This window comes from Chryseobacterium sp. (genome assembly GCF_041914225.1).
Classification (GTDB): Bacteria; Bacteroidota; Bacteroidia; order Flavobacteriales; family Weeksellaceae; genus Chryseobacterium.
Map to the genome: position 1 here is coordinate 19,398 of NZ_JAYSDT010000035.1, position 20,371 is coordinate 39,768.

A 20,371-nucleotide genomic window follows, 5' to 3' on the forward strand; every position below is an offset into this window, starting at 1 on the left:
ATTATCTAATTTCTTATTAACGGAATATCGGCACTGAATCCGAAAAGTTCTTCAAGACTTTTGATGACATCAAATTTAGGTACAATTTCGTTAAAATACCTTCGTCTTCTAAACTTCCTTTAAGTTCTGCCGGTTTTTTATTGCCCCCTCTAGGTATTTTCTTTTTTGCAGACATCCCTACTTTTCCTTTGATCACATACTCAGCGTTGAGTCCATCAAATCCTAATTCCGGGCGGTAATTTAATCCTTTATCATCAAATTTTACACCATGCCCGAATGTAATGGAAGCTGATCCCTTTCCGCTCATTTCAAAATATCCTTCTACTTTCACAATGACAAGATTGGCTTCTGCTTTTGCCCAAACCCCTGCTTTTAATTCAATTTTAAGGGTATTTTTGGCTTCTATTTTTCCTTGCTTATCATTTTTTTCGCTTACAGTGTTGAATGAAAAACCAATTGATGTTTTGATTTCACTTGAAATAACAAGATCAATGTAAACATCTGAACTCAGTTTAGCTCCGAAATCATCATTCCCAAACTCTACTCCTGTATTCATCCGGTCTTTGATCACTCCATACAACCTTACAGCTCCTGGTGCTGCGGTTCCACCACTCACAGCTCCTGCCACCAGCCCTACAGCTGTACAAAGGAGGTCTACTGTAACTTCTAATCCTATCAGGGGTTCTGCATTAAAAGATATATCAACCTTTGTTCCTAATCTTTCAATTTCTGTATTTTTCTGTTTGGCTCTTTCTAAACACCATTCACCTTTTAGATTGATATTAGGTGGTTTAATGGCAAAAGTTACCGGAAGACCTTTAAAACCTATATTTCTAACCTGTCCTTTAGTTTTGTTCGTAATACCGTCAGACATTGCTCCCATTGAGCCGAAAAGATCATAAAGCTTTTTAAATTTTGTCTCGTATTCTCCTTTAACTTCTTTACTTTTCTGAAAACTGCCACTTCTGTTCTTTTCCCATTCACTTTTCAGGCTGAATCCGAAGGAAGCATCCTTTTGTTTCCATCTTCTTTCAGCACCTATTTTACCGGCTTTAGCCTGTAGGTCTTTATGTTTTGCCGCTGGCTGGTTCTGCCATTTTACACTCAGTTCATTGGTAAGATTAACGAAGAAAGTGAGTGTCCATTTAATATCCGGGTAGGCTTTGATTAATACGGTTGTTCTCTTTTCATTGCTAAAATACCTGCAGGTATGTGCGTGAAGATGGAACTGATTGGGAGTGGCCCACATCGGCCAGATATATTGTATAGGAAAAGCATCGAATTGTGATAAATCTGAGTATACTCCATAATTAAATGATGGCGTAGTAAATGTCTTTACAGTATCCCCTTTATCTATTGCCTGTCCTACATCTACAATCTGTATCTGTTTTTTATGCTTTCCTTTACTGTCTCTGAAGCATTCTTTTGTTTCAAAACCGGTAACGTCAATAATCAGATTTTTCTTTGTAGACACACTTGGTGCGGTTACTTCATAACTGATGGTCTGTGCATCATGGGCATTGAATATAAATGAAATATCTACTCTGCGGTTATTTTCGTAGTCTTTCTCGTTTTTGTATTTGATATTATCTCTTCCCATTTTATCATCGGTAGGATCTACTTCCCCTTTTCCTACTGAGATAATTCTTCTTGGATCTAATCCGCCGTCTGCAAAGAATTTTTTGACAACATCGGCTCTTTTTTGGGAAAGCCCTTTATTATAATTTTCTTTTCCAATAACGCAGGCATAGCCACTGAGATTCATTGTGGAATCTTTGTGTTCAAGAAGAAATTTGAGCACATTATTCAGGACGGCTTCCCCGTCTTTATCAATAACTGTAGAATCAAACTTGTAGTAGATTGTTCTCTGAATATGTTCCTGTAAAGCAGCGGATTTTATAAGTTTGACACCATTTCCGTTATCAAAGACTTTAACGGTTGTGTTGCTGGCTTTTCCGTCTTTTGTTTCATTTTCAGTAATCTTGATCACTTCAAATTTACAGGGCTCGAGTCTAACGGAATTGACATCCGGCTTATAAACTTTAGTCGGTGTCTGATTCTGGGCTCCGTTGGTGTTGGTAGTGGCAACTTTATTTTTTACATTCAGATAGATGGCGTGAAGATCATCACCAAGCTTATCTTTAATGTACTGTTTGGATGCAACATCTTTTACTTTAATATAGAATTCCTCTACATTCTGAATATTGTCCACATAAGCCATCCAGGCAAAGGTATTTTCTATTTTCAGATTTACCTCACCATCTATTACCTTTACATTGTTGTAGGTGTGTACCAGCTTATCTGCTTTTGCTGTCTGCTGATTCCAAAGTTCGATACTGACTGTATTTCCATTCAGGCCTTCTGTCATGAGGTTCAGATGAACATTATGTCCATAGGAAATGTAATCAACTTTTTTATTGTTTTTAATGCTTTTGCTGTTCTTCTGCATAGACCACCTGCTGCTTACAATCCGGGGCTCACACCAGCCTCTTACAAATATTCCCGTATTATTTTTTTTATCCCTGACTCCTGAAAGGCTGGCTTCAATATAAAAGTGATAGCTTCCGCAATACTGTTTGTCTATTAAAAATTTATACCCGGTAGCAGAGGTAACCTGATTGACAATATTTTGCCTGTTGCAGTCTTGTCTCATCCAGGTCAGAGGTTTCTTTTTATCTGCATCTGTGGTGCCCGGCAGCCACTCTTCAACGCCAAAGTACACCCACTGGTCCGGTTTTATGGTGATCCTTTGTCCTAATACAGACATTTTGGGATAATACAATCCACTTGTAACCTTTATTTTTTTTATGCCTTTTGCCATTGTATTATCATTTAGATTGCACCATCCTGCCCTCCTCCTGAAGGCTGCTCATTATACATTTCTTCGGAATCTACCAGCGGATTAATCTGCTGCTGAACATCTTTGTCAACATTTTTAAAGTTCTGCTGGCTGGCTTCCGTTCGCTGCCCATGGTCTATAATCTCAATGCAGGGAGTTCCGGCAACAGCACAAACTGCCTTGCTGTCTTCCACAATGATATATCCGCCATTGCTGAGCTGTACTTTATCATAAAAGTTCTGCCATTCTGTAACCATAATTTTGCATGGGGGCGGCGGTCCTCCCATTTTGGTACAGTTCCCGAATGTATTTTTTTCAAATGTGGCTCCTCCTATTTCTTTCGTAGTAACGATCAGTTTTTTGGAAGCGCTTTTATCATTGGCATATTCTTTTTGGTGTGTAAGTACTTTCAGCTTGTCCGGAACCTGCCCGAACTGGCATTTGCATAGGGCTCCCTGTACTACAATATGTTTTTCTGCCATATTAATTTTATCTTTAGTGAAATGGTAATTTAGTTTTCATCAATTCCTGAAACTGATACTGAAATCTTTTTTTCTTCCTGCAGCATAATGCTGCATTCCAGGTAAAGAGATTTCGGAAGTGAAGTTTCTTCTTTCATATAGTTTATGAGTCTGAAAGTTCCTTCTTCATTCATTACAGGTTCATCTTCTATAATCAATGAAAAGGGTGATTTTCTTATAAAGTCATCAATATTTCTTTCTTCATATAATTTTCCTGATCCTTCTACCGTAATCAGGCCGGTTTCTCCTTTCAACGGATCTGTTTCCAGTGTGATTTTGTATCCGGGTTCAATAGCATTATCTACTACAGGAAAAGTTGTTAGCATCTCGGTTCTATATTCCGGGCCATAGCTTTGGTATATTCCAAAAAACAAAGTACGGATGAAGTAATCATTTTTCAGGTAAAGATTGATAGCTTCAGGCTGGCTGATTACTTTTTCAATCTTTCCACAGTATTCATCCACGGTTTCGCCTTCAAATTCTTTGTACAGTTCTCCTTTTACAGCGGGCCATCTTTTCAAAAACACCTCAGCATTTTCTACGCCTTCAAATTTCCCATGTTCATCAGTGCTGATCTGTAACGGATATAAAACCATGGATGTTCTGTAAGCCAGCAGATCGGCAATTTCATTCACCTCTTCTTCATTGAGATAGAGTTTTGATGTTCTGTCTATCTCAAAAAAATGATTCCCTTTTTCTGTTTTCAGCCAGCGAACGGATGTTTCATATTTTAATTCGCTTTTATCTTCTCCTTTTTCAATGGTAATAACAACACTGTATCTTCGCACTGAAGCTTCCGGCCGAAGGATAAGGCTGTTTCCTTTTCCGAATTTTACCAAAAGGGTTTTATCTGCAACCGCAGTTCTCGGAATAAAAAGTTCTTTCTGCCCGTTAAGGTTGATCAGGATCATGTCCTTAACAGCGCAATGGTTGTTGTGGAAGAGTTTTAATGCATCTTTATCGAGCCCGTACAGCGAGGCTATACTTTTTAAAGTTTCATCTTTCTGAACGGTATGTATATTATATTTCTGCATAAAAATGTTCCTTCTTCAATTTCTTTCTTTATATGGTGTCTCTTTTTAAATTTAATTTTTAATGGATAACTCTTGTTCTGTTCGGTCTCGGATCCATCCCGATCTTTTCCCTTCTTGCCGACCAGTGAAGGTAATGAAGACGGAGGAATCTCAAATCGTTCTGTTCTTTTACTTCTTTCTGATAAGCATCCTGACGGTCTTCCGGGACTTCGTTTCCACCATAAGCATCCCGCAGCGCTTTAAAATGTTTGAAGGCATAAGGTTTGCCATTTCCCATCACATAAGTTCTGAGACGGTCTTTTATTCCTATTAAAAACTGATCATTCAAAATGGAATATTTATCATCAGTCATTTTTTTTAAGGTGATAGGAAGATTTTTTTCAATGCCGTATTCAGCCATAAAATGTAGAGGAATATAGCTGTAAGTTTTCAGCAGATACCGGGTTCCTCTCAATGATAAATAGAATCCGGGAGTAATGGTAAGCATATCTTCTTCGTACCATCCTTCTGATACAAGTTCTGCTTTTAATGCTTTTAATTTGGAACTGGTAGTCCATGACGTTTCAATTTCTTCCCATGTTTCCTGTCCGTTTTCATAGGCACCTCCCACGTCGCAGTGTACACCCGGGAAAGTTTTTTCGGTTCCGATATGTACTCTTGTAAGGTCAAAATTTTCTCTATGCTCGTTTTCTGCGATGAAGTGAACTACAGTCTGGGCTTTTCCGATATCATTCAGGCTTAATTCTTCAACATCGTTACTGAAATTGGGCATTGGTGACAGGTATTTTGAATAGGAAGAAACAGTATCGTAAATTCCCAGAAATCTTACTTTTAAAACATCAACTTTTAATCCTGCTTCTTCGAGCTTAAGGCCAAGATGTCCCCATTTTGGAAGTTCTTCGGAATCAACACTTTCCCGTCATCATCTGAATAGGTGGTCACTGAAACCGCTTCATTGGCGACGGTGCGTGAACTGGCTTTATATTTTGCTTTTCCGATTTCGTATACAAAATTACGTGCGGCGGCAGCTCCACGGCTGAATCCGAACACATCAAAGGTAAGAACCGCAATTTTATCGGCTTTCTTTTCTGCCTTAATGGTTTTCACTTTTTTCACGATTTCCTCACATCCTTTTCTCACTTTTGATCTGATCCCGGTTTCCCCTGTCCCGAAAGCGTATCCCAGCGTAGCATCTCCTTCTTTATCCTGTGTACCGATTCCTTCTATATAAATTCCGAAGTTTTTATCATAGTTATCCCACATGCGGGCAACATTACTCCAGTCATTATTATAACTGGTATTGTCTGTATCTTTTCCACCGTGTTTTTTATGGGCATCCGTGTTATTTTTTCTTTCGTCTGTATTGGTTTTATTATTCAGGGTTCCGTCAAAAAAAATCCCAATGGTAATATCCAGTACTTCCTCTTTGAATACAGATGGTGTATAGCTCCCAAATTGATTGTTGTGCATAGTTCTTGTTTTTAGATTGACTGAGTAAAACCTATCATTCTATCTTTTGAGATACCCTTATTTTTGCTTTGGTTACCGGAAGTTTCTCTTTTTCAGATTCCAGGGATACCAAAACCTTTGTATTGTCTTCATTAACTTTAATGGTCACATCAATGTTTTTATCTTTTCCTGATTTCTGAAACAAATCAAATATTTCTTTGTCATCAAAAGCGTCTATCCATACCGCATACCTGTTGTTGTTTTTATCTTTCCAGTAAAAACCACAGAATTTTGGTATAGCTCTGCTTTTGTATGTATTGTCTTTTAAACTCTGATCAAAAAGGTTTTCCTGTTCTCCGTTATAGCTGGTAAACCCGAAATCTATCCAGGTGGCTCCTTCCGGAAGAATTACTGAAGGTTTCCAGTTGTATCTTTCTCTGTACACATTATAAATGTCTGCATCAGGATATCCTTCTTTTTCAATTTTCTCACGAACTTCCGGCTTGAATGTTTTGTAAGACGGATCTTTCAGCATTCTGTCTGCAAAACCTTCTTTCAGCATGTACTGGGCATTGTCATAAGCTTTTTCCTTGGTAATAATAGTATCATGTGCCTGAAAAGCGCCAATTTCTTTCTGATTTCCGGGACCTTTCATCCACAACACTACTCTTCCCTTCGGAGCCAATCCTACCACAAAAGAATGGTAAGTGGTTTTCTTTTTTGTGTCCTGGTCTATAAACCCTTCATCAAAAAGTTTTTTAATCTTTCCTTTATCCAGATCCCATTTTCCGGTGTAGAATTTTTTTTCCACTAAGGAATACCATGTGAATTCCAGCTTATGAGGGGCATCCATTCTTTCGGTGGTTACGTTCATGGTACCTCCTTTTACCCCAGCCGGTATTCTGTGTTCCCCAGATGGCATCAAAGGCATAGGTGAAATCATCGGCAATAATAGCTCCTTCATATACTTCCATGGGATATTCCTGCGGAGCAGAAACGGTTCCCAGCCAGGTGTATTTTTCTTCCATTTTTTTATTCTGACAATTCGTTAATGAGAAACAGCATATAATAAAAAGAATGAGTATGTTATATTTACTTATGGCCATGGGACATAATCTTCTTGTTACTTGCTAAAACCAGATTCTCCTTATGTGCTTCCACATTGATTTTTTTTGCTATTTTTTCAACCTTTTTTCCTACGCTCAGATGATAAGAATCTTTTACTGTGATGCGCAGATTGGTTGCTGTTTTGATGATTGCCATATCAGAAAAGTTTTGATTTTTCAGCACTGTTGAATTCTACAATCTTTCCACTCTGCATGGTCATATTTTCCAGCTCGCTGAACATGGAAATTTCACCAGCTATTTCGTTGGATGTTTCAGACTGTCTCTTGAACTCTTTTTCAATCATTTCTGTTCTGGTATCGGAAGTTTCCGTAATATCTCCCGAAGCTGTAAGTTTCATATCTTTTCCTGCGATGGAAACGATGTTGTCATTTGCTGTACTGGTAATACTTGCTCCTGCTCCTATAGAAATTTCTTTTCCTGCTGTAATGTTGATATTGTCGCCTGCATTCAACGTAAAATTCTTAGGTGCCTTCATGCTGATATTTCCCTGTCCGTCCATATAATAAGTATTTCCGCTCGGATCAAGAATCGTTACGCTTCCCTCTTCATCATTCATTAAAATTCTGATCCCGCTTCTGGTTTGGATGGATTTCAGGTGATTATTAACACCACCTCCTAACGCTACTCCTCCATGGAACATTCCTCCCATAACGAAAGGCCTGTCCGGATGACTGTGCACAAAATTAACCATTACCTGATCTCCTACTTCGGGAATGGCTACATAGCCACGGTTTTGGGTAATCTGATCTGTTCCTCCCGCATCAGGGCTCATCATACGTATAAAATGGGTGGTATCATTAGTCTGCCAGTCAAATCTCACCTGTATTCTTCCCTGTCCTTCCGGATCTGTATTGGAAATGACAGTTGCCGTCTGTGGCTCAGCCTTCGGAATGGTAAATTCCGGCTTTGGAAGAAATCCTGTATCTGCTGCAATTCCCACGAAGCTTCCACTGTAATGCCCTATTGTGTCAATTTCATGCTCTGATTCTGTAATCATGATTCTGGTGAAGTAAGAGGTTTCATTAGAATCCTGTTTACGCATCTGCACATCTGCTACACAACCGGGGTGAAGAAACGGAACGGTTGTATTTCCTGAAACGGAAAAAACATTCACCGCTTCGCTTCCTGAAGCACTTTTCTGAGAGTATTCAACGTCAAGATGCGTGGTGGCTTTAATAGGAGCCACTTGCAAAGCTGGTGTCTTATAGATAGTTTCGTTGTGGCTGTATGCTGTTTTTGCAAGGTCACTTACATGTTTGATAGGCGTTGATCCTGAAGTCAGCTTTTCGTTTTTATTGCTGTTATACCCATAGAATTGCGGTTTGGTGTGTACAGCTTTAAGCTCAACTTTAATATCATTGGCACTGCTTCCGTATGTAAGGGTAATAGGCTTATTCTGAGCCGGAAGCTTTCCGAAATGTAAAACTTCACCGTCATAGTAAAACTGTTCACCATACGCTTCAGCCATTCTGGCCAGATAGTTATAATGGGTTTCATCATACTGGCTGCTGTAGATAATCTGTGAATAGTTATTGGCATCAACCCTTATATCAAAACGGCTTTTATCAATCCCCTGTTTGATTACTTCTTCTGCAATAATTCCGATATTAACAGGCTGTGAACCTCCAAAGCTCTGAATATGAGGAGCACCGTCAAGCAGGATGGTAGGGCTGTATCCTGTAAGCACAATATTTCCCAGGCTCATTTTTTCCTGGCTGAATCCTACTCCGGTAATCACTCCTACAAACGTTCTTTCCGGGCTGTTATCTATATCTTTATAGGAAATAACTGCGGTAAGCCTTTTTCCAAGAAATTTATTGGCTTCTTCCAATGAATGGGTCTGTCTGTCTCCCAGGGTATCATGTGCCAGTGTCAGCGTAAATTCATGGTGTCGTCTGGTACTTTGTTTAAGTTTAAAATGTTTATAGTACTTGATAATTTTCCCTTCTATAACAAGGGAAAGCTTTACCAGACGATTGATACCTGTATGATGGTTTTCGGAAATACCATCTGCATTCTGCGTCGGACGAAAAGACGCCGCTTGTGAGTTTCCAGGTGTATTTGACATATTTTTTTAGTGATTTGATTAATTTTCTAAACGATTATCCGGCAGAATGCGAGTTTAAAAACATAAACAAAGGGTTCCGCAGAATATAGTCTAAGGTAAAAAAAGACCGTCTTATTAGGGACAGTCTTTTTTTTACGGCTCATGAAAGACTTAGCTCATTGGCCAAAGCCCGTCATAAGAAGAATTTCCATATGTGATGCTTTCAGCACTTACCACAAAGCTGATCAGCATATTGTTGCTGTCAATAGCATCGAAGTCTACTTCATGCTGAATAACATAGCCGTTTTCCCATTTCAAAGAGATTAATGTTCCTTCTTCGTGAGACTTGTTAAAGTTGATTTCTCCGCTTGTAGGTTTATATTTGCTGTTTAATAAACTTTCTAAAACATCAGATTTCTCTGTTGCTTCAATTGTTACTTTGATCAATGCGTTTGACGGGTCAGATGCCACACGTCCTGAAACGTCTGTAGATCTTGATACGCTATAGTTAAGCTTTAATAACTTCTGACCTTCACCTCCATTGAATTTTAAGATTCCTCTTGAATTTCCTGCCATATTCTTAAATTTTAATCATTAACGACTGATCCCTGATATAGGATTTAGGTAACAAAGATAAACTTCATGTTCTAATTTAAAAAGTTTTTGGGGCACTGATTCATAAATTGTAGTAGTTCTACGACATTTCTAAAATTCAGCACAACAAAATAATGCAAGAATTTTAATCTAATAATTTTTATTTTTCATTAAAATTTTTCTAAATAACCTTGTTTAAATTAAAATACAAAAACCCGCTCCAAACCATATTTACCACTCAATATCAAGCACTTACATCATTATCCTTAATCAGTAATGTTTATATAGGTAGCCAATGATCATAATAATAAGATTAACTCCCACCAAAATCATTAAGATATTACTGTATTTTCTTTTTTTATCGATAAAACTCAAACCCAGCGTAAGGAAAAACAACAATAAAGTGTATACAGCAGGATACATTTGAAAAGCTTCAGCAAACTTCCCTTCAAACACCAATACGATTGCTCTCTGTGCACCGCATCCCAGGCATTCTACTCCCAGGAATTTTTTACTGGGACAGGTAAGCATGAAATCTTCAATATTCATTCCGGTTGCTTTGAAGGTTATCCTAAAATTAAGAAGAGATTTTAGCTCTGGTGTATTGATGAGGAAAGAAACAATCTTCCTTCATTTCAAAAGATCCCTGAACAGCAATATAAGGATTTCTCAGAATCTCTCTTGCAACGAAAATAAGATCTGCATCTCCTTTCTGAAGGATTTCTTCAGCCTGTTCTATTCTGGTAATTAAACCAACTGCTCCGGTGTTTACTCCGGCCTCATTTCTCACCTGTGATGAAAAAGGAACCTGATAGCCATCAAAAACAGGAATTTTTGCCCCATGGATATTGCCACCACTGGACACATCAACAAGGTCTACGGCATGTTCTTTTAAAATTTTTGCCAGCTCCACACTGCTTTGGATATCCCAGCCATTCTCAGCATATTCTGTTCCTGAAATTCTCACAAACAGGGCTGTATTTTCATTTAATTCTTCATTAACAGCATCTACAATTTCAATCAGAAACCGGATCCTGTTCTCAAAACTTCCTCCGTATTCATCTGTTCTGATATTGGAAAGCGGCGATAAAAACTGATGGATCAGATATCCGTGGGCTCCATGAATTTCAATAACATCAAAACCGGCTTTTACAGCTCTTCTTGCAGCTTTTTTAAAATTCTGAACCTGCTCTTTTATCTCATCTGTAGTGAGTGCATGTGGAATTCTTTCGGTCGGGTGATAAGGAATAGGACTTGATGCAACCGTTTCCCAGCCTTCTTCTATAGAAATCTGTATGTTATTCCATGTTGAACCTTTTCTTCCGGCATGAGCCAGCTGGATTCCTATTTTACTTTCTGAGTTTTTATGAACAAATTCTACAATTTTCTGCAGTTTTTCTGCCTGTTCATCATTCCAGATTCCCATGCAGTGATTGGTGATTCTTCCTCTGGGTTCCACTCCTGTTGCTTCTACAATCAGCAAGCCTGTACCACCCTGCGATCTGCTTCCGTAGTGTACAAAATGAAAATCATTAGACTCTCCGTTCTCACATGAGTACATACACATAGGTGACATTACCCATCTGTTTTTCAACTCAACATTTCTGAATTTTATTGGTGTGTATAACATTTTTTAGTCTTAAAAAAATTGAACTTTTTACGGGAAGAATAAAATATTGCCCACTTCATTAAAAAGAACTAATTTTACCCCCCTTTTTTAGTTGACAATATATGAAAAAAGACATACAGATCAGTTACGAATATTTTAAAAATAGCAGTGAACTGAGCGATATAGAAAATAAATTATTTGAGAGAGCCAAGGAAGCCCGTGAAAATGCTTACGCACCTTACTCCCAGTTTTTAGTAGGATGCTCCGTATTACTGGAAAACGGAGAAATCTACTCCGGAAACAATCAGGAAAATGCGGCTTATCCTTCTGGACTCTGCGCAGAAAGAACGACTCTATTCTGGGTAGCTGCCAACTTCCCGAATGTGAAAATAAAAAAGATTTTTGTAGTGGGAGGCCCGAAAGAGTTTCATGAGAAAAACCCACCAATTCCTCCATGTGGAGCATGCCGCCAGAGTTTAATTGAGTATGAAACCAAGCAGAATGAAAATATCGACCTTTATTTTTCAAGCATGAATGAAGAGGTTGTAAAAGTGCATGCAGTGAAAGATCTGCTTCCTTTTTATTTTGATTCTACGTTTTTGTAAGGAAAATAAAACCTGATTTTTGAACCTTGCCTTGATTTGAAATCTTGACAAGGTGTGAAGCAAAAACTTCACATTGACTAATCGTAATAAACGTTACAGTTAAATAAAATAAGAAACCTAACAGGTTTTGGAAACCTGTTAGGTTTGTATGGTATAGAATAAGCATCAGCATAAAAAAGGCTGTCTCCTGTATTGGGACAGCCTTTCTTTTTTATTCTTCAGATTCTACATCGTCATCCTCGTCTTCGTATTGCTCCAGATAGTAGCTGAAACTAAATTCTTCAACTTCTTCTTCCGCATCTTCCAGGGTAGTCAGCAGGTCTTCAAAAATCTCCAGCTGATCTACAGTCATGTTGACGAATTCTAAATGGAGCGGCATTTCGAGTCCTCCGGTGATGGTATCAAAAAGGGCATCAAGATTATCACCGAAATGCTCAGGAAGCTGAATTTTTTCCTTGAGCTGGGCGTAAAAATCTTCATAGTCACCTATGTCTGTAAAATCTATATATATTGTCTTCATATTGAACTAAATTTCCAATTTTTAAAGTTGTATTTTTTACAAAATCTTTTCAGAACTGCTCTTACAATACTTTATTTTTCAAAATTACGACTTATCACCACTTAAATACAAATTATGCACTAGTCATTGCGAGAAAGCTTAGCGACGAAGCAATCTCAGAAAACATCCATAATATTTTTAACATCGTCCGTAAGATCTTTCCAATCAGGGTTTATACTATTGATTAAATCCAGTTTCTTTTGCCTGGAACCTGCTTTTATTTGTTTTTCTCTAAATATAGCCTCACCTATTTCCTGAAAGGATTCCCAATACACCAGTATATACAAATTATATCTTGAAGTAAAGCTTTGAGAATAATATGATTCTTTATGCTGTTGAACACGTTTGGGCAGATTTGAAGTTACTCCTGTGTAAAGAGTAGTATGATTTTTATTCGTCATAATGTAGACAAAACCTGCTTTCATCTGTGGTTATTTTAGAGATTGCTTCGTCACTTTGTTCCTCGCAATGACTATTTACTGTTTTTCAAAACTCTTATAATGGTTTTTGGTAAGGTATACATCACCATTCCGGGTATAGATGATACGGTCTGCATTTCTTCCGCCACAATGATAATTTACATCTGCTTCAAAATACTTTTCTCCATCCGGCAGCCGTCCTTCCCTGTTTCCGAAATGATCTCCGCCAATAGCTTTTCCGGGAAGCACATCACAAAGATTTCCTTTAGAAGGATTCCAGCCCTGTTTTCTGGCTTCATTTTTAGTAATATAATAATCCGGAAGCCTATGATTTTGTTTCACATAGCTGATCACCGTTTTCTCTTCTGTAAGCTGATCTATAGAAACCTGGGCCGTGGAATTTCCATCTGAAGAAGTACTTCCGTAATGCACTGCTTCTTTTTTTACAGAATCTGACTGATCTTTTTTATCTTCAATAAAGTTCCTGTAGACATACATCACGGACATTCCGAAAAGGAGTCCCAGACAGATAAAAAATACAGATCTTATTTTTCCGTTCATAGCCGTATATTTAATGTAATATCATTTCTATGCTCTCCATTCTTCAGGAATATCGCAAACCGGGATAGGATCCATTTTATGTTTCGCTGCCTTATGCATTCTGTCGAAGATCTGGAAAACTTCCTTATCTCTTCCTTCGTAGTCATCAGCCGTTTTGGTTCCGTATTCCTTCTGGACTTTTTCCAGTTCCGGATAGGTAGCACCAATCTGCTGTTCATCTGTTCTGTCCACATCCCAAAGTCCATCGGTAGGAATTGCTTCCTGGATACTTTTGATAAGATTTAATCCTCTGGCCAATTCATACACTTCGGTTTTATAAAGATCAGCAATTGGAGAAACGTCTACTCCACCATCCCCATATTTTGTATAAAAGCCGATTCCAAAATCTTCTACTTTGTTTCCTGTTCCACAAACAAGAAGTCCGTTCAGCTGGCCATAATAGTACAGTGTAAGCATCCTAAGACGTGCTCTTGTGTTGGCAAAAGCAAGTTTCTCATTAGGGTACAGATCATCTTTTACATCGAATGTTTTATAAAGCTCCTCAAAAGCAGGTGTCAGATCTACAGACATAGTTTCTACGTTAGGAAATCTTGATTTAAGATCATTCATATGATCTTTTGCACGGCCTACCTGATCTGCTTTCTGTCGGATCGGCATTTCTATCAATAAAGTTTTCAAACCGGTCATTGCCGCCAGTGTAGAAACCACTCCGGAATCTACTCCTCCGGAAACTCCAATTACATATCCGTTTACTTTTGCTTTTGTAGCGTAATCTTTTAACCAGCTTACAATATGATCTATCACTTTTTGTGTCTGCATCTTTATATTTTTTAGTCTATTCCAAATTCCTGCGGGTATTTCACCACTCCTTTTTTATTCTTTAATCCGTCTTTTACCAATTCTACAGCCATTCCGTTTTCTTCCGGAATATCGAATGGAAAAGAAATGCCAAAATTACTTGTTTTTTTGTAACCAAAGCGCGGATAATAATTTTCATGTCCGACCAGGATTACAGATTCATATCCCAAATTTTTGGCAATACGATGCCCTTCCAGAATCAGTTTCCCTCCAAGCCCCTGATTCTGAAATTCCGGCTTCACTGAAACAGGAGCCAGAGCAAGTGAATCGAAGGATTCTGAATTGTTGACAATCTTTATTTTGGTGAACAGAATATGCCCGGCAATTTTACCGTTTTCATCTTCTGCCACTAATGACAATTCCGGGATAAAAGCTTCTGATTTCCTCAGTTTTTCTACCAGAAACTGCTCCTGATGATCACTGTGTTCCATTTCCCTGAAAGCCTCTTCTGTCAATTGAAAAACCTGTTGATGGTCTTTTTTTTCTTCTTGTCTTATTGTTATCATTTTTTACTGTAATTTTCACGTTTCAGTTCGTACCAGAAACAAATTCCGTCCGGCTCCTCAAATTCACCTGTTCTTTCAAAGCCTAATTTTCTTAAAATATGATTAGAAGCGTCATGTTCGGAATGTGCATAAGCATAAATAACATCCGCATTTAAGTCATTAAAACCATAATCAAGAGAAGCTTTTCCAGATTCCATAGCATATCCTTTTCCCCATGATTCCGGAAGAAAACGGTATCCCAGCTCCAGTACATTTTTGTAACCGTTGGTTTCATGGGTAAGCAGTTTCAATCCGCTCCATCCTATCAGAAGTCCGCTTTCTTTTTCCACAACACCCAATCTTCCTACTCCATTCTCTTCATACTGTTTCTGAATCATACTGATGATCTTTTTTGATTCATTGATATCCGTTAAAACCGGTACACCAATGTATTTCATGACTTCAGGATTGGAATCCAGAAGAAATAGGCGTTCAAAATCTTCAGCTTCCAGTTTCCTTAAAATCAATCGTTCCGTTTCTATTTTCATAATAATTAGTTTATTCTCCGTCTCTGAATATGGTAACATCTGTTTTTGTACCCTTCTTTATATCGGTTTCATTTATTTTATTCCCGGTTATATTCAGCGTTTGCAAAACCTCGTTTCCGGAAATATCAATTTTTTGAAGTTTGTTATGTTCCAGATTAAGCTTTCTTAGTGCTTTAAACTGAAGCAGATTTATTGTTTTTAACTGATTTAAAGATAAGGTTAATTGATCAATTTTTGGAATCCCTGCCAACGAAATACTTTCCAAAAGATTATTGTCCAGATATAATGAGGTTAAATTTTTCAGGTTTTCTGCGTTGAATGAAGAAATTTTACATCCTGTACAGGAGAACAGCTCCAGCTGATCCAGATTACTGATTGTGATATCCGGGATTATATTATCATCCAGAACAACCATTTTCACGTTTTTAAAAAGAGTAAGATCTTCTGCCGAAGTAATTCCTTTCTGAGTCAGAAACAGATTCATAACCATATCTGCTTCGGAAACTTCTAATATTCCGTTTTTATTCAGATCAAAATTTCCGAGTACTGCTTTTTCAAAGTTTTTATCTTTAAATTCAAGCTTTTGCCCATAGAAAAAAGATATTGTGAAAATAAGGCACAGGGCTGTAAATATTTTAATTTTCATCATGAATTGTGTATTTAATCCTTATTTTTGTAAACTTAAATTCCATGTAAAAATAATGAAGATTTTTAGATATATTGCGCTTTCTTCTGTTTTAGCTGCCGGACTTATTTCCTGCAAAAAAGAACCTGAAAATCAATGGAAGGTTGAAGTAAAAGAAACAGCTGAAAAAGTTGACATCACAGATATTTCCAAAGAATTTTATAATCCCAGTGTTCCTTTGGATCAGTTTAAAGCTAAATTTCCATGGTTTCAGGGAACTGTTTCTGATGCTGATTTTGGAAAAAGAAGAGCGGATGCTGAAGAGATAAAGATCTACAAGGAAGCAATCGGAAAAATAGATCAGGTAAAGCTTCAAAAGGAACTTCAGAGCTTATTTTCACATATTAAATATTACTTTCCAAAGTTTAAAAACCCGAAGGTATATTTGTTTTCATCTGCCTTACAGATGGTTCAGGATCCGATATTTTATGACGGGAAAGGAAACCTTTTATTTATAGATGTAACCGGTTTTATGGGTGATGGAAATCCTAATTATAAAGGGCTGGAACTGTATTTCCAAAAATCAATGAATCCACAGAATATAGTTCCAAAGGTATCACAGCTTTTTGCAGAAAATATTGTAACGGAATCACCGGATCATCAGAAGTTCATTGATCAGATGATTCTTAACGGAAAAGTAATGATTCTCCAGGATGCCTTTCTTCCCGACGTTCCTGATTATCTGAAAATGAACTACACCCAGAAACAATATGAATGGGCAACCAGCAATGAAGCCAACATCTGGAATTATTTTGTAGAAAGCAACCTTATCTTCGGAGATGATCCGAGATTGGGAGAACGTTTCATCTCACCGGGGCCTTTCTCGAAATTTTACACAGAAATTGACAATGAATCTTCCCCGCAGATCGGAATTTTTACAGGATGGCAGATCTGCAAAGCATACCTGAAGGAAAAGCCTGAAACAAAGCTGACGGATTTTCTGAAAATGGATGCCACCACAATTTTTAATCAATCCGGTTATAAACCGAAACTTAAATAAAGAATTTAGAAAAAATAGAAAAATGAGAAAGACTCAGATTACGATAGATGTAGAGCTTGATGAAAATCATGTACCGGAAAATATTACATGGAATGCCCAGGATGGCGGTATTGAAAAGCAGGATACCAAAGCAACCATGATTTCTGTATGGGATGATAAGACAAGAGAAGCGCTAAGAATTGATCTTTGGACCAAAGAAATGCCTGTAGACCAGATGAAGATGTTTATCCACCAGATTTTAATATCTTTAGGAAACACCTATCAGAGAGCAACCGGCGAAGAGGATGTAGCACAGTGGATGGAAGAAATTGCAGAAGAGTTTGCAGTGAAATCTGCTATCAAGTAAAATGTAACACATTCAATGTAACAATGTATTAATGTAACAATATAACAATCTTTAAATAGAAAATATTGGTACACTATTAGATTATTCAGATTGATAAATTATAAAATATTATGAATTTTAATACAAAAGTAATTCACGGAGGGCAGCACCATGAGTCTGCAACAGGTTCAGTAAATGTACCTGTATTTCTGACTTCTACGTTTGCACAGAAAAGCCCGGGAGTACATTCGGGATATGAATATTCAAGAGCCGCCAACCCCACAAGACAGGCATTGGAAGACTCTCTGGCCAGTATTGAAAACGGAGCGAGAGGGTTAGCTTTCGGTTCCGGTCTTGCTGCCATCGACTGTGTTTTAAAATTATTAAATCCAGGTGATGAAGTCATTGCTGTAGATGACCTTTACGGAGGAACTTACAGAATGTTCACCAGACTTTTCGAAAAATATCAGCTGAAATTTACTTTCGTGAATTTTGATGATGTTTCTAAAATAGCGGATGTTATTACAGATAAAACAAAACTGATCTGGGTAGAAACTCCAACGAACCCATTGATGAAACTGGTAGACATCAAAGCTGTAGTGGAAATTGCAAAAGGAAAAGATATTTTAGTGGCAGTGGATAATACTTTTGCTACCCCTTATATCCAGAGACCGATTGATTTGGGTGCTGATATCGTGATGCACTCTGCAACCAAATATTTAGGTGGTCACTCTGATGTGATTGCCGGGGCCCTTATTGCTAAAGATGCTGAATTAGGAGAAAAACTTCACTTTATTCAGTTTGCAAGCGGTGGTATTTTAGGCCCTCACGATTCTTACCTTGTATTGAGAGGAATCAAAACACTGGCACTAAGAATGCAGAGACATTCAGACAATGGTCTTGCTGTGGCAAAATACCTTGAAACACATCCGGCGGTTGATAAAGTAATTTATCCAGGGTTAGAATCTCACCCTCAATATGAGCTGGCAAAATCTCAGATGAAGGAATCAGGAGGAATGGTTTCATTCACTTTCAAATCCGGGAAGAAGGAAGATGCTATTAAGTTCTTAGAAAAAGTAAAGGTTTTCACTTTAGCAGAATCTTTAGGAGGAGTAGAATCTTTAGCTAACCATCCTGCCTTAATGACCCACGCTTCTATTCCTGCAGAGAAACGTGCTGAACTCGGGATCACAGATGACCTGGTACGTTTAAGCGTAGGTATTGAAGATGCTGAAGATCTTATTGCAGATCTTGAGAGAGCTTTTTCTTAACATACGATACACTTAATGAGAAGGATTTTGATAATCCTTCTCATTTTATTATAACACCAACTGATATTATGAAAAACTCAAGAAAAGCAGTTGTTTCCGACTTACCACAACTCGCAGAACTATTTGATCAGTACAGAGTATTTTATCATAAGCCCTCAGATATTCCTGCAGCAGCAAACTTTCTTCAGGAAAGGCTTGTAAACAAAGATTCAGAAATTTTTGTTGCGGAAGAAAATGGTAAACTGACAGGTTTTGTACAATTATATCCTATATTTTCATCTACAAGAATGCAGCGCTACTGGCTGCTGAATGATCTCTACGTGAATGAAAATCACAGAGGTAAAGGCTATTCCAAGGAACTGATTGAAGCATCCAAAGAATTATGCCGCTCCTCAAAAGCGTGCGGTATCCTTCTGGAAACAGGAAAAAGCAATGATATAGGAAACCAGCTTTATCCAGCATGTGGCTTTGAACTCTATGACTCTGTCAATTTCTATGAATGGACTAATCATGAGTAATGAGTAATGTGCAATAAAACACTATACTCACTTAACACGAATCCCGGAACCCGAATCACGCACCTCAAAATAATTTATAAAAACAAAAAAATAATATGACCGAATTTCAAAAATACATCCAAAGATATTTAGATCAGATTCCATCAGGAAACTGGTTAAACGAACTGCAGATATCAGCAGACAAAACCATCGGAATTTATTCCAATCTTACTGAAGAACAGTCTATTTTCGCTTATGCAGAAGGAAAATGGACTTTAAAAGGTCTTCTGCTCCATTTATCGGATACCGAAAGGGTTTTCCAATACAGGATATTAGCATTCGCCAGAGGAGAAAAAAACAACCTTCCCGGATTTGATGAAAATCAATACGCTGATCAGTCTTTTGCAGACGAAAGAAGCCTGGAATCTCTTTTAGAAGAATACAAGCTGGTAAGAAAGTCTTCACAGATTCTACTGGAAACACTTCAACCTTCTACTCTACAAAACACAGGTATAGCTAATGGCCACGAAATTTCTGTGGAAACCATCGGAAAACTGATCGTCGGACACAATTATCATCACCTGAGTATTATTGAGGAAAGGTATTTATCAAAATTGGGATGGATGTAAGAAAACGAATTTCCCTTGCCAGCCTGTTAATTTTCATAATTTCTTTTTTGTTTTACAGCTTTTAAAGTTGAAGATATGGGAGAGATTAAAGATTATAAATAATTTGAAACTTTTCTTATAGGTCCGATTAGCTTTTTAGGCTGGGGCCTATTTGAATTTCTGGTATGGACAGCTAATATTTGGTTCTTTATTGCAGTGATATTCTGTTATAAAAAATATTTTTTAATTTCTATGATATTGGCTGTAATAGCTTTTTTAATTGCAGGAACATTTTTTTTCTGGAAGGAAATTCTGGCTGCAGAAAATGGAAGAATGGGAAGAATATACAGCTTGGAAAAAGGTTATTTTTTGTGGATAGCCTCTATTACATTTTTTAATAATTGGCTCATTATATTTATTCATAAAATCTAAATTTAAGAATCATAAACTCTCATACCGATGTCCCATGAGATCTCTAAAAAATTTAAAAATTACTGAAAGTATTCAAACTGAAAAATTAGTTTATGAAGAAAGTTCATACGATAAGTTTGATACGATCTCAATCTATTTTGGATTTATTTTGTTTTAATAATGAATCGAATATTCTAACCACTATCCTATAAGTTTGAAAAAAGCTGTCTGAGTTTTCAGACAGCCTTTTTTATATTAATTCTTGTCTCGTCCTACCATAGCGTTACACAAAAAAAGTTATGTTATGGAACACTTTAA

Annotated in this window: 22 protein-coding genes and 2 pseudogenes; 6 read left to right on the forward strand and 18 right to left on the reverse strand. The window is 37.4% G+C overall.

Features of this window, described 5'->3' with window-relative positions:
• Nucleotides 1–16: 16 nt before the first annotated feature.
• The 11 genes and pseudogenes from ACE3RB_RS14730 to namA all read right to left on the reverse strand — a co-directional run bounded on the left by ACE3RB_RS14730 (nucleotide 17) and on the right by namA (nucleotide 11,242).
• Entirely contained in the window at nucleotides 17–2,821 is a 2,805-nt protein-coding gene (locus ACE3RB_RS14730) for an OmpA family protein (RefSeq protein WP_374464896.1), read from the reverse strand.
• An 11-nt stretch (nucleotides 2,822–2,832) separates the two neighbouring features.
• Complete coding sequence (locus tag ACE3RB_RS14735; RefSeq protein WP_374464897.1) at nucleotides 2,833–3,321, reverse strand: DUF4280 domain-containing protein; 489 nt, start codon at nucleotides 3,319–3,321, stop codon at nucleotides 2,833–2,835.
• Between the two features lie 29 nt (nucleotides 3,322–3,350).
• A complete protein-coding gene (locus ACE3RB_RS14740; protein ID WP_374464898.1) occupies nucleotides 3,351–4,394 on the reverse strand; it encodes a hypothetical protein in 1,044 nt (347 codons plus the stop codon).
• A 58-nt stretch (nucleotides 4,395–4,452) separates the two neighbouring features.
• Nucleotides 4,453–5,226, reverse strand: a pseudogene (locus ACE3RB_RS14745) (phospholipase effector Tle1 domain-containing protein); the annotation flags it as partial.
• A 14-nt stretch (nucleotides 5,227–5,240) separates the two neighbouring features.
• The gene (locus tag ACE3RB_RS14750) at nucleotides 5,241–5,864 is read right to left on the reverse strand and encodes a hypothetical protein (protein WP_374464899.1); all 624 of its coding nucleotides are present in this window, start codon (nucleotides 5,862–5,864) and stop codon (nucleotides 5,241–5,243) included.
• A 34-nt stretch (nucleotides 5,865–5,898) separates the two neighbouring features.
• Nucleotides 5,899–6,949: pseudogene (locus tag ACE3RB_RS14755) on the reverse strand (DUF2931 family protein).
• On the reverse strand, nucleotides 6,936–7,106 hold the full coding sequence (locus tag ACE3RB_RS14760) for a hypothetical protein (protein WP_153816338.1): 171 nt from the start codon (nucleotides 7,104–7,106) through the stop codon (nucleotides 6,936–6,938). The pseudogene ACE3RB_RS14755 and the gene ACE3RB_RS14760 overlap by 14 nt, the downstream one beginning before the upstream one ends.
• Nucleotide 7,107: 1 nt before the next feature.
• A complete protein-coding gene (locus ACE3RB_RS14765) occupies nucleotides 7,108–9,039 on the reverse strand; it encodes a type VI secretion system Vgr family protein (RefSeq protein WP_374464900.1) in 1,932 nt (643 codons plus the stop codon).
• A 150-nt stretch (nucleotides 9,040–9,189) separates the two neighbouring features.
• Entirely contained in the window at nucleotides 9,190–9,594 is a 405-nt protein-coding gene (gene tssD / locus ACE3RB_RS14770) for a type VI secretion system tube protein TssD (protein WP_002977458.1), read from the reverse strand.
• Between the two features lie 288 nt (nucleotides 9,595–9,882).
• Complete coding sequence (locus tag ACE3RB_RS14775; protein ID WP_374464901.1) at nucleotides 9,883–10,161, reverse strand: DUF2752 domain-containing protein; 279 nt, start codon at nucleotides 10,159–10,161, stop codon at nucleotides 9,883–9,885.
• Between the two features lie 28 nt (nucleotides 10,162–10,189).
• Nucleotides 10,190–11,242 carry an NADPH dehydrogenase NamA gene (gene namA, locus ACE3RB_RS14780; protein WP_374464902.1) on the reverse strand — a complete coding sequence of 351 codons (1,053 nt, stop codon included), beginning with the start codon at nucleotides 11,240–11,242 and terminating at the stop codon, nucleotides 10,190–10,192.
• A gap of 101 nt (nucleotides 11,243–11,343) precedes the next feature.
• Here namA and ACE3RB_RS14785 point away from each other — a divergent pair, with 101 nt between their 5' ends.
• Nucleotides 11,344–11,826, forward strand: coding sequence for a cytidine deaminase (locus ACE3RB_RS14785; protein ID WP_131435393.1), 483 nt, complete (start codon nucleotides 11,344–11,346; stop codon nucleotides 11,824–11,826).
• A gap of 211 nt (nucleotides 11,827–12,037) precedes the next feature.
• On the opposite strand, the gene ACE3RB_RS14790 is transcribed toward ACE3RB_RS14785, so the two are convergent.
• The 7 genes from ACE3RB_RS14790 to ACE3RB_RS14820 all read right to left on the reverse strand — a co-directional run bounded on the left by ACE3RB_RS14790 (nucleotide 12,038) and on the right by ACE3RB_RS14820 (nucleotide 15,905).
• A complete protein-coding gene (locus ACE3RB_RS14790; protein ID WP_374464903.1) occupies nucleotides 12,038–12,346 on the reverse strand; it encodes a barstar family protein in 309 nt (102 codons plus the stop codon).
• A gap of 155 nt (nucleotides 12,347–12,501) precedes the next feature.
• Complete coding sequence (locus ACE3RB_RS14795) at nucleotides 12,502–12,810, reverse strand: GIY-YIG nuclease family protein (protein ID WP_374464904.1); 309 nt, start codon at nucleotides 12,808–12,810, stop codon at nucleotides 12,502–12,504.
• 51 nt (nucleotides 12,811–12,861) lie between these two features.
• A complete protein-coding gene (locus ACE3RB_RS14800) occupies nucleotides 12,862–13,365 on the reverse strand; it encodes a ribonuclease domain-containing protein (RefSeq protein ID WP_374464905.1) in 504 nt (167 codons plus the stop codon).
• 27 nt (nucleotides 13,366–13,392) lie between these two features.
• On the reverse strand, nucleotides 13,393–14,184 hold the full coding sequence (gene nadE / locus ACE3RB_RS14805; protein ID WP_374464906.1) for an NAD(+) synthase: 792 nt from the start codon (nucleotides 14,182–14,184) through the stop codon (nucleotides 13,393–13,395).
• A gap of 11 nt (nucleotides 14,185–14,195) precedes the next feature.
• Nucleotides 14,196–14,729 (reverse strand): GNAT family N-acetyltransferase, encoded by a 534-nt coding sequence (locus ACE3RB_RS14810; RefSeq protein ID WP_374464907.1) that lies wholly within the window; start codon nucleotides 14,727–14,729, stop codon nucleotides 14,196–14,198.
• Nucleotides 14,726–15,256, reverse strand: a complete 531-nt coding sequence (locus ACE3RB_RS14815) for a GNAT family N-acetyltransferase (protein WP_374464908.1) — start codon at nucleotides 15,254–15,256, stop codon at nucleotides 14,726–14,728. The genes ACE3RB_RS14810 and ACE3RB_RS14815 overlap by 4 nt, the downstream gene beginning before the upstream one ends.
• 10 nt (nucleotides 15,257–15,266) lie before the next feature.
• Nucleotides 15,267–15,905, reverse strand: coding sequence for a leucine-rich repeat domain-containing protein (locus ACE3RB_RS14820; protein ID WP_374464909.1), 639 nt, complete (start codon nucleotides 15,903–15,905; stop codon nucleotides 15,267–15,269).
• 52 nt (nucleotides 15,906–15,957) lie between these two features.
• Between ACE3RB_RS14820 and ACE3RB_RS14825 the strand changes: the two genes are divergently transcribed.
• From ACE3RB_RS14825 to ACE3RB_RS14845, 5 genes are all read left to right on the forward strand, one after another.
• Nucleotides 15,958–16,941 carry a gliding motility protein GldB gene (locus tag ACE3RB_RS14825; protein ID WP_374464910.1) on the forward strand — a complete coding sequence of 328 codons (984 nt, stop codon included), beginning with the start codon at nucleotides 15,958–15,960 and terminating at the stop codon, nucleotides 16,939–16,941.
• A gap of 22 nt (nucleotides 16,942–16,963) precedes the next feature.
• Entirely contained in the window at nucleotides 16,964–17,287 is a 324-nt protein-coding gene (gldC, locus tag ACE3RB_RS14830) for a gliding motility protein GldC (protein WP_002977443.1), read from the forward strand.
• A gap of 110 nt (nucleotides 17,288–17,397) precedes the next feature.
• Nucleotides 17,398–18,537 carry a cystathionine gamma-synthase gene (locus ACE3RB_RS14835; RefSeq protein WP_374464911.1) on the forward strand — a complete coding sequence of 380 codons (1,140 nt, stop codon included), beginning with the start codon at nucleotides 17,398–17,400 and terminating at the stop codon, nucleotides 18,535–18,537.
• A 68-nt stretch (nucleotides 18,538–18,605) separates the two neighbouring features.
• Nucleotides 18,606–19,055 carry an N-acetyltransferase family protein gene (locus tag ACE3RB_RS14840; protein WP_374464912.1) on the forward strand — a complete coding sequence of 150 codons (450 nt, stop codon included), beginning with the start codon at nucleotides 18,606–18,608 and terminating at the stop codon, nucleotides 19,053–19,055.
• A gap of 95 nt (nucleotides 19,056–19,150) precedes the next feature.
• On the forward strand, nucleotides 19,151–19,663 hold the full coding sequence (locus ACE3RB_RS14845) for a DinB family protein (RefSeq protein WP_374464913.1): 513 nt from the start codon (nucleotides 19,151–19,153) through the stop codon (nucleotides 19,661–19,663).
• The last annotated feature ends 708 nt before the right edge of the window (nucleotides 19,664–20,371 follow it).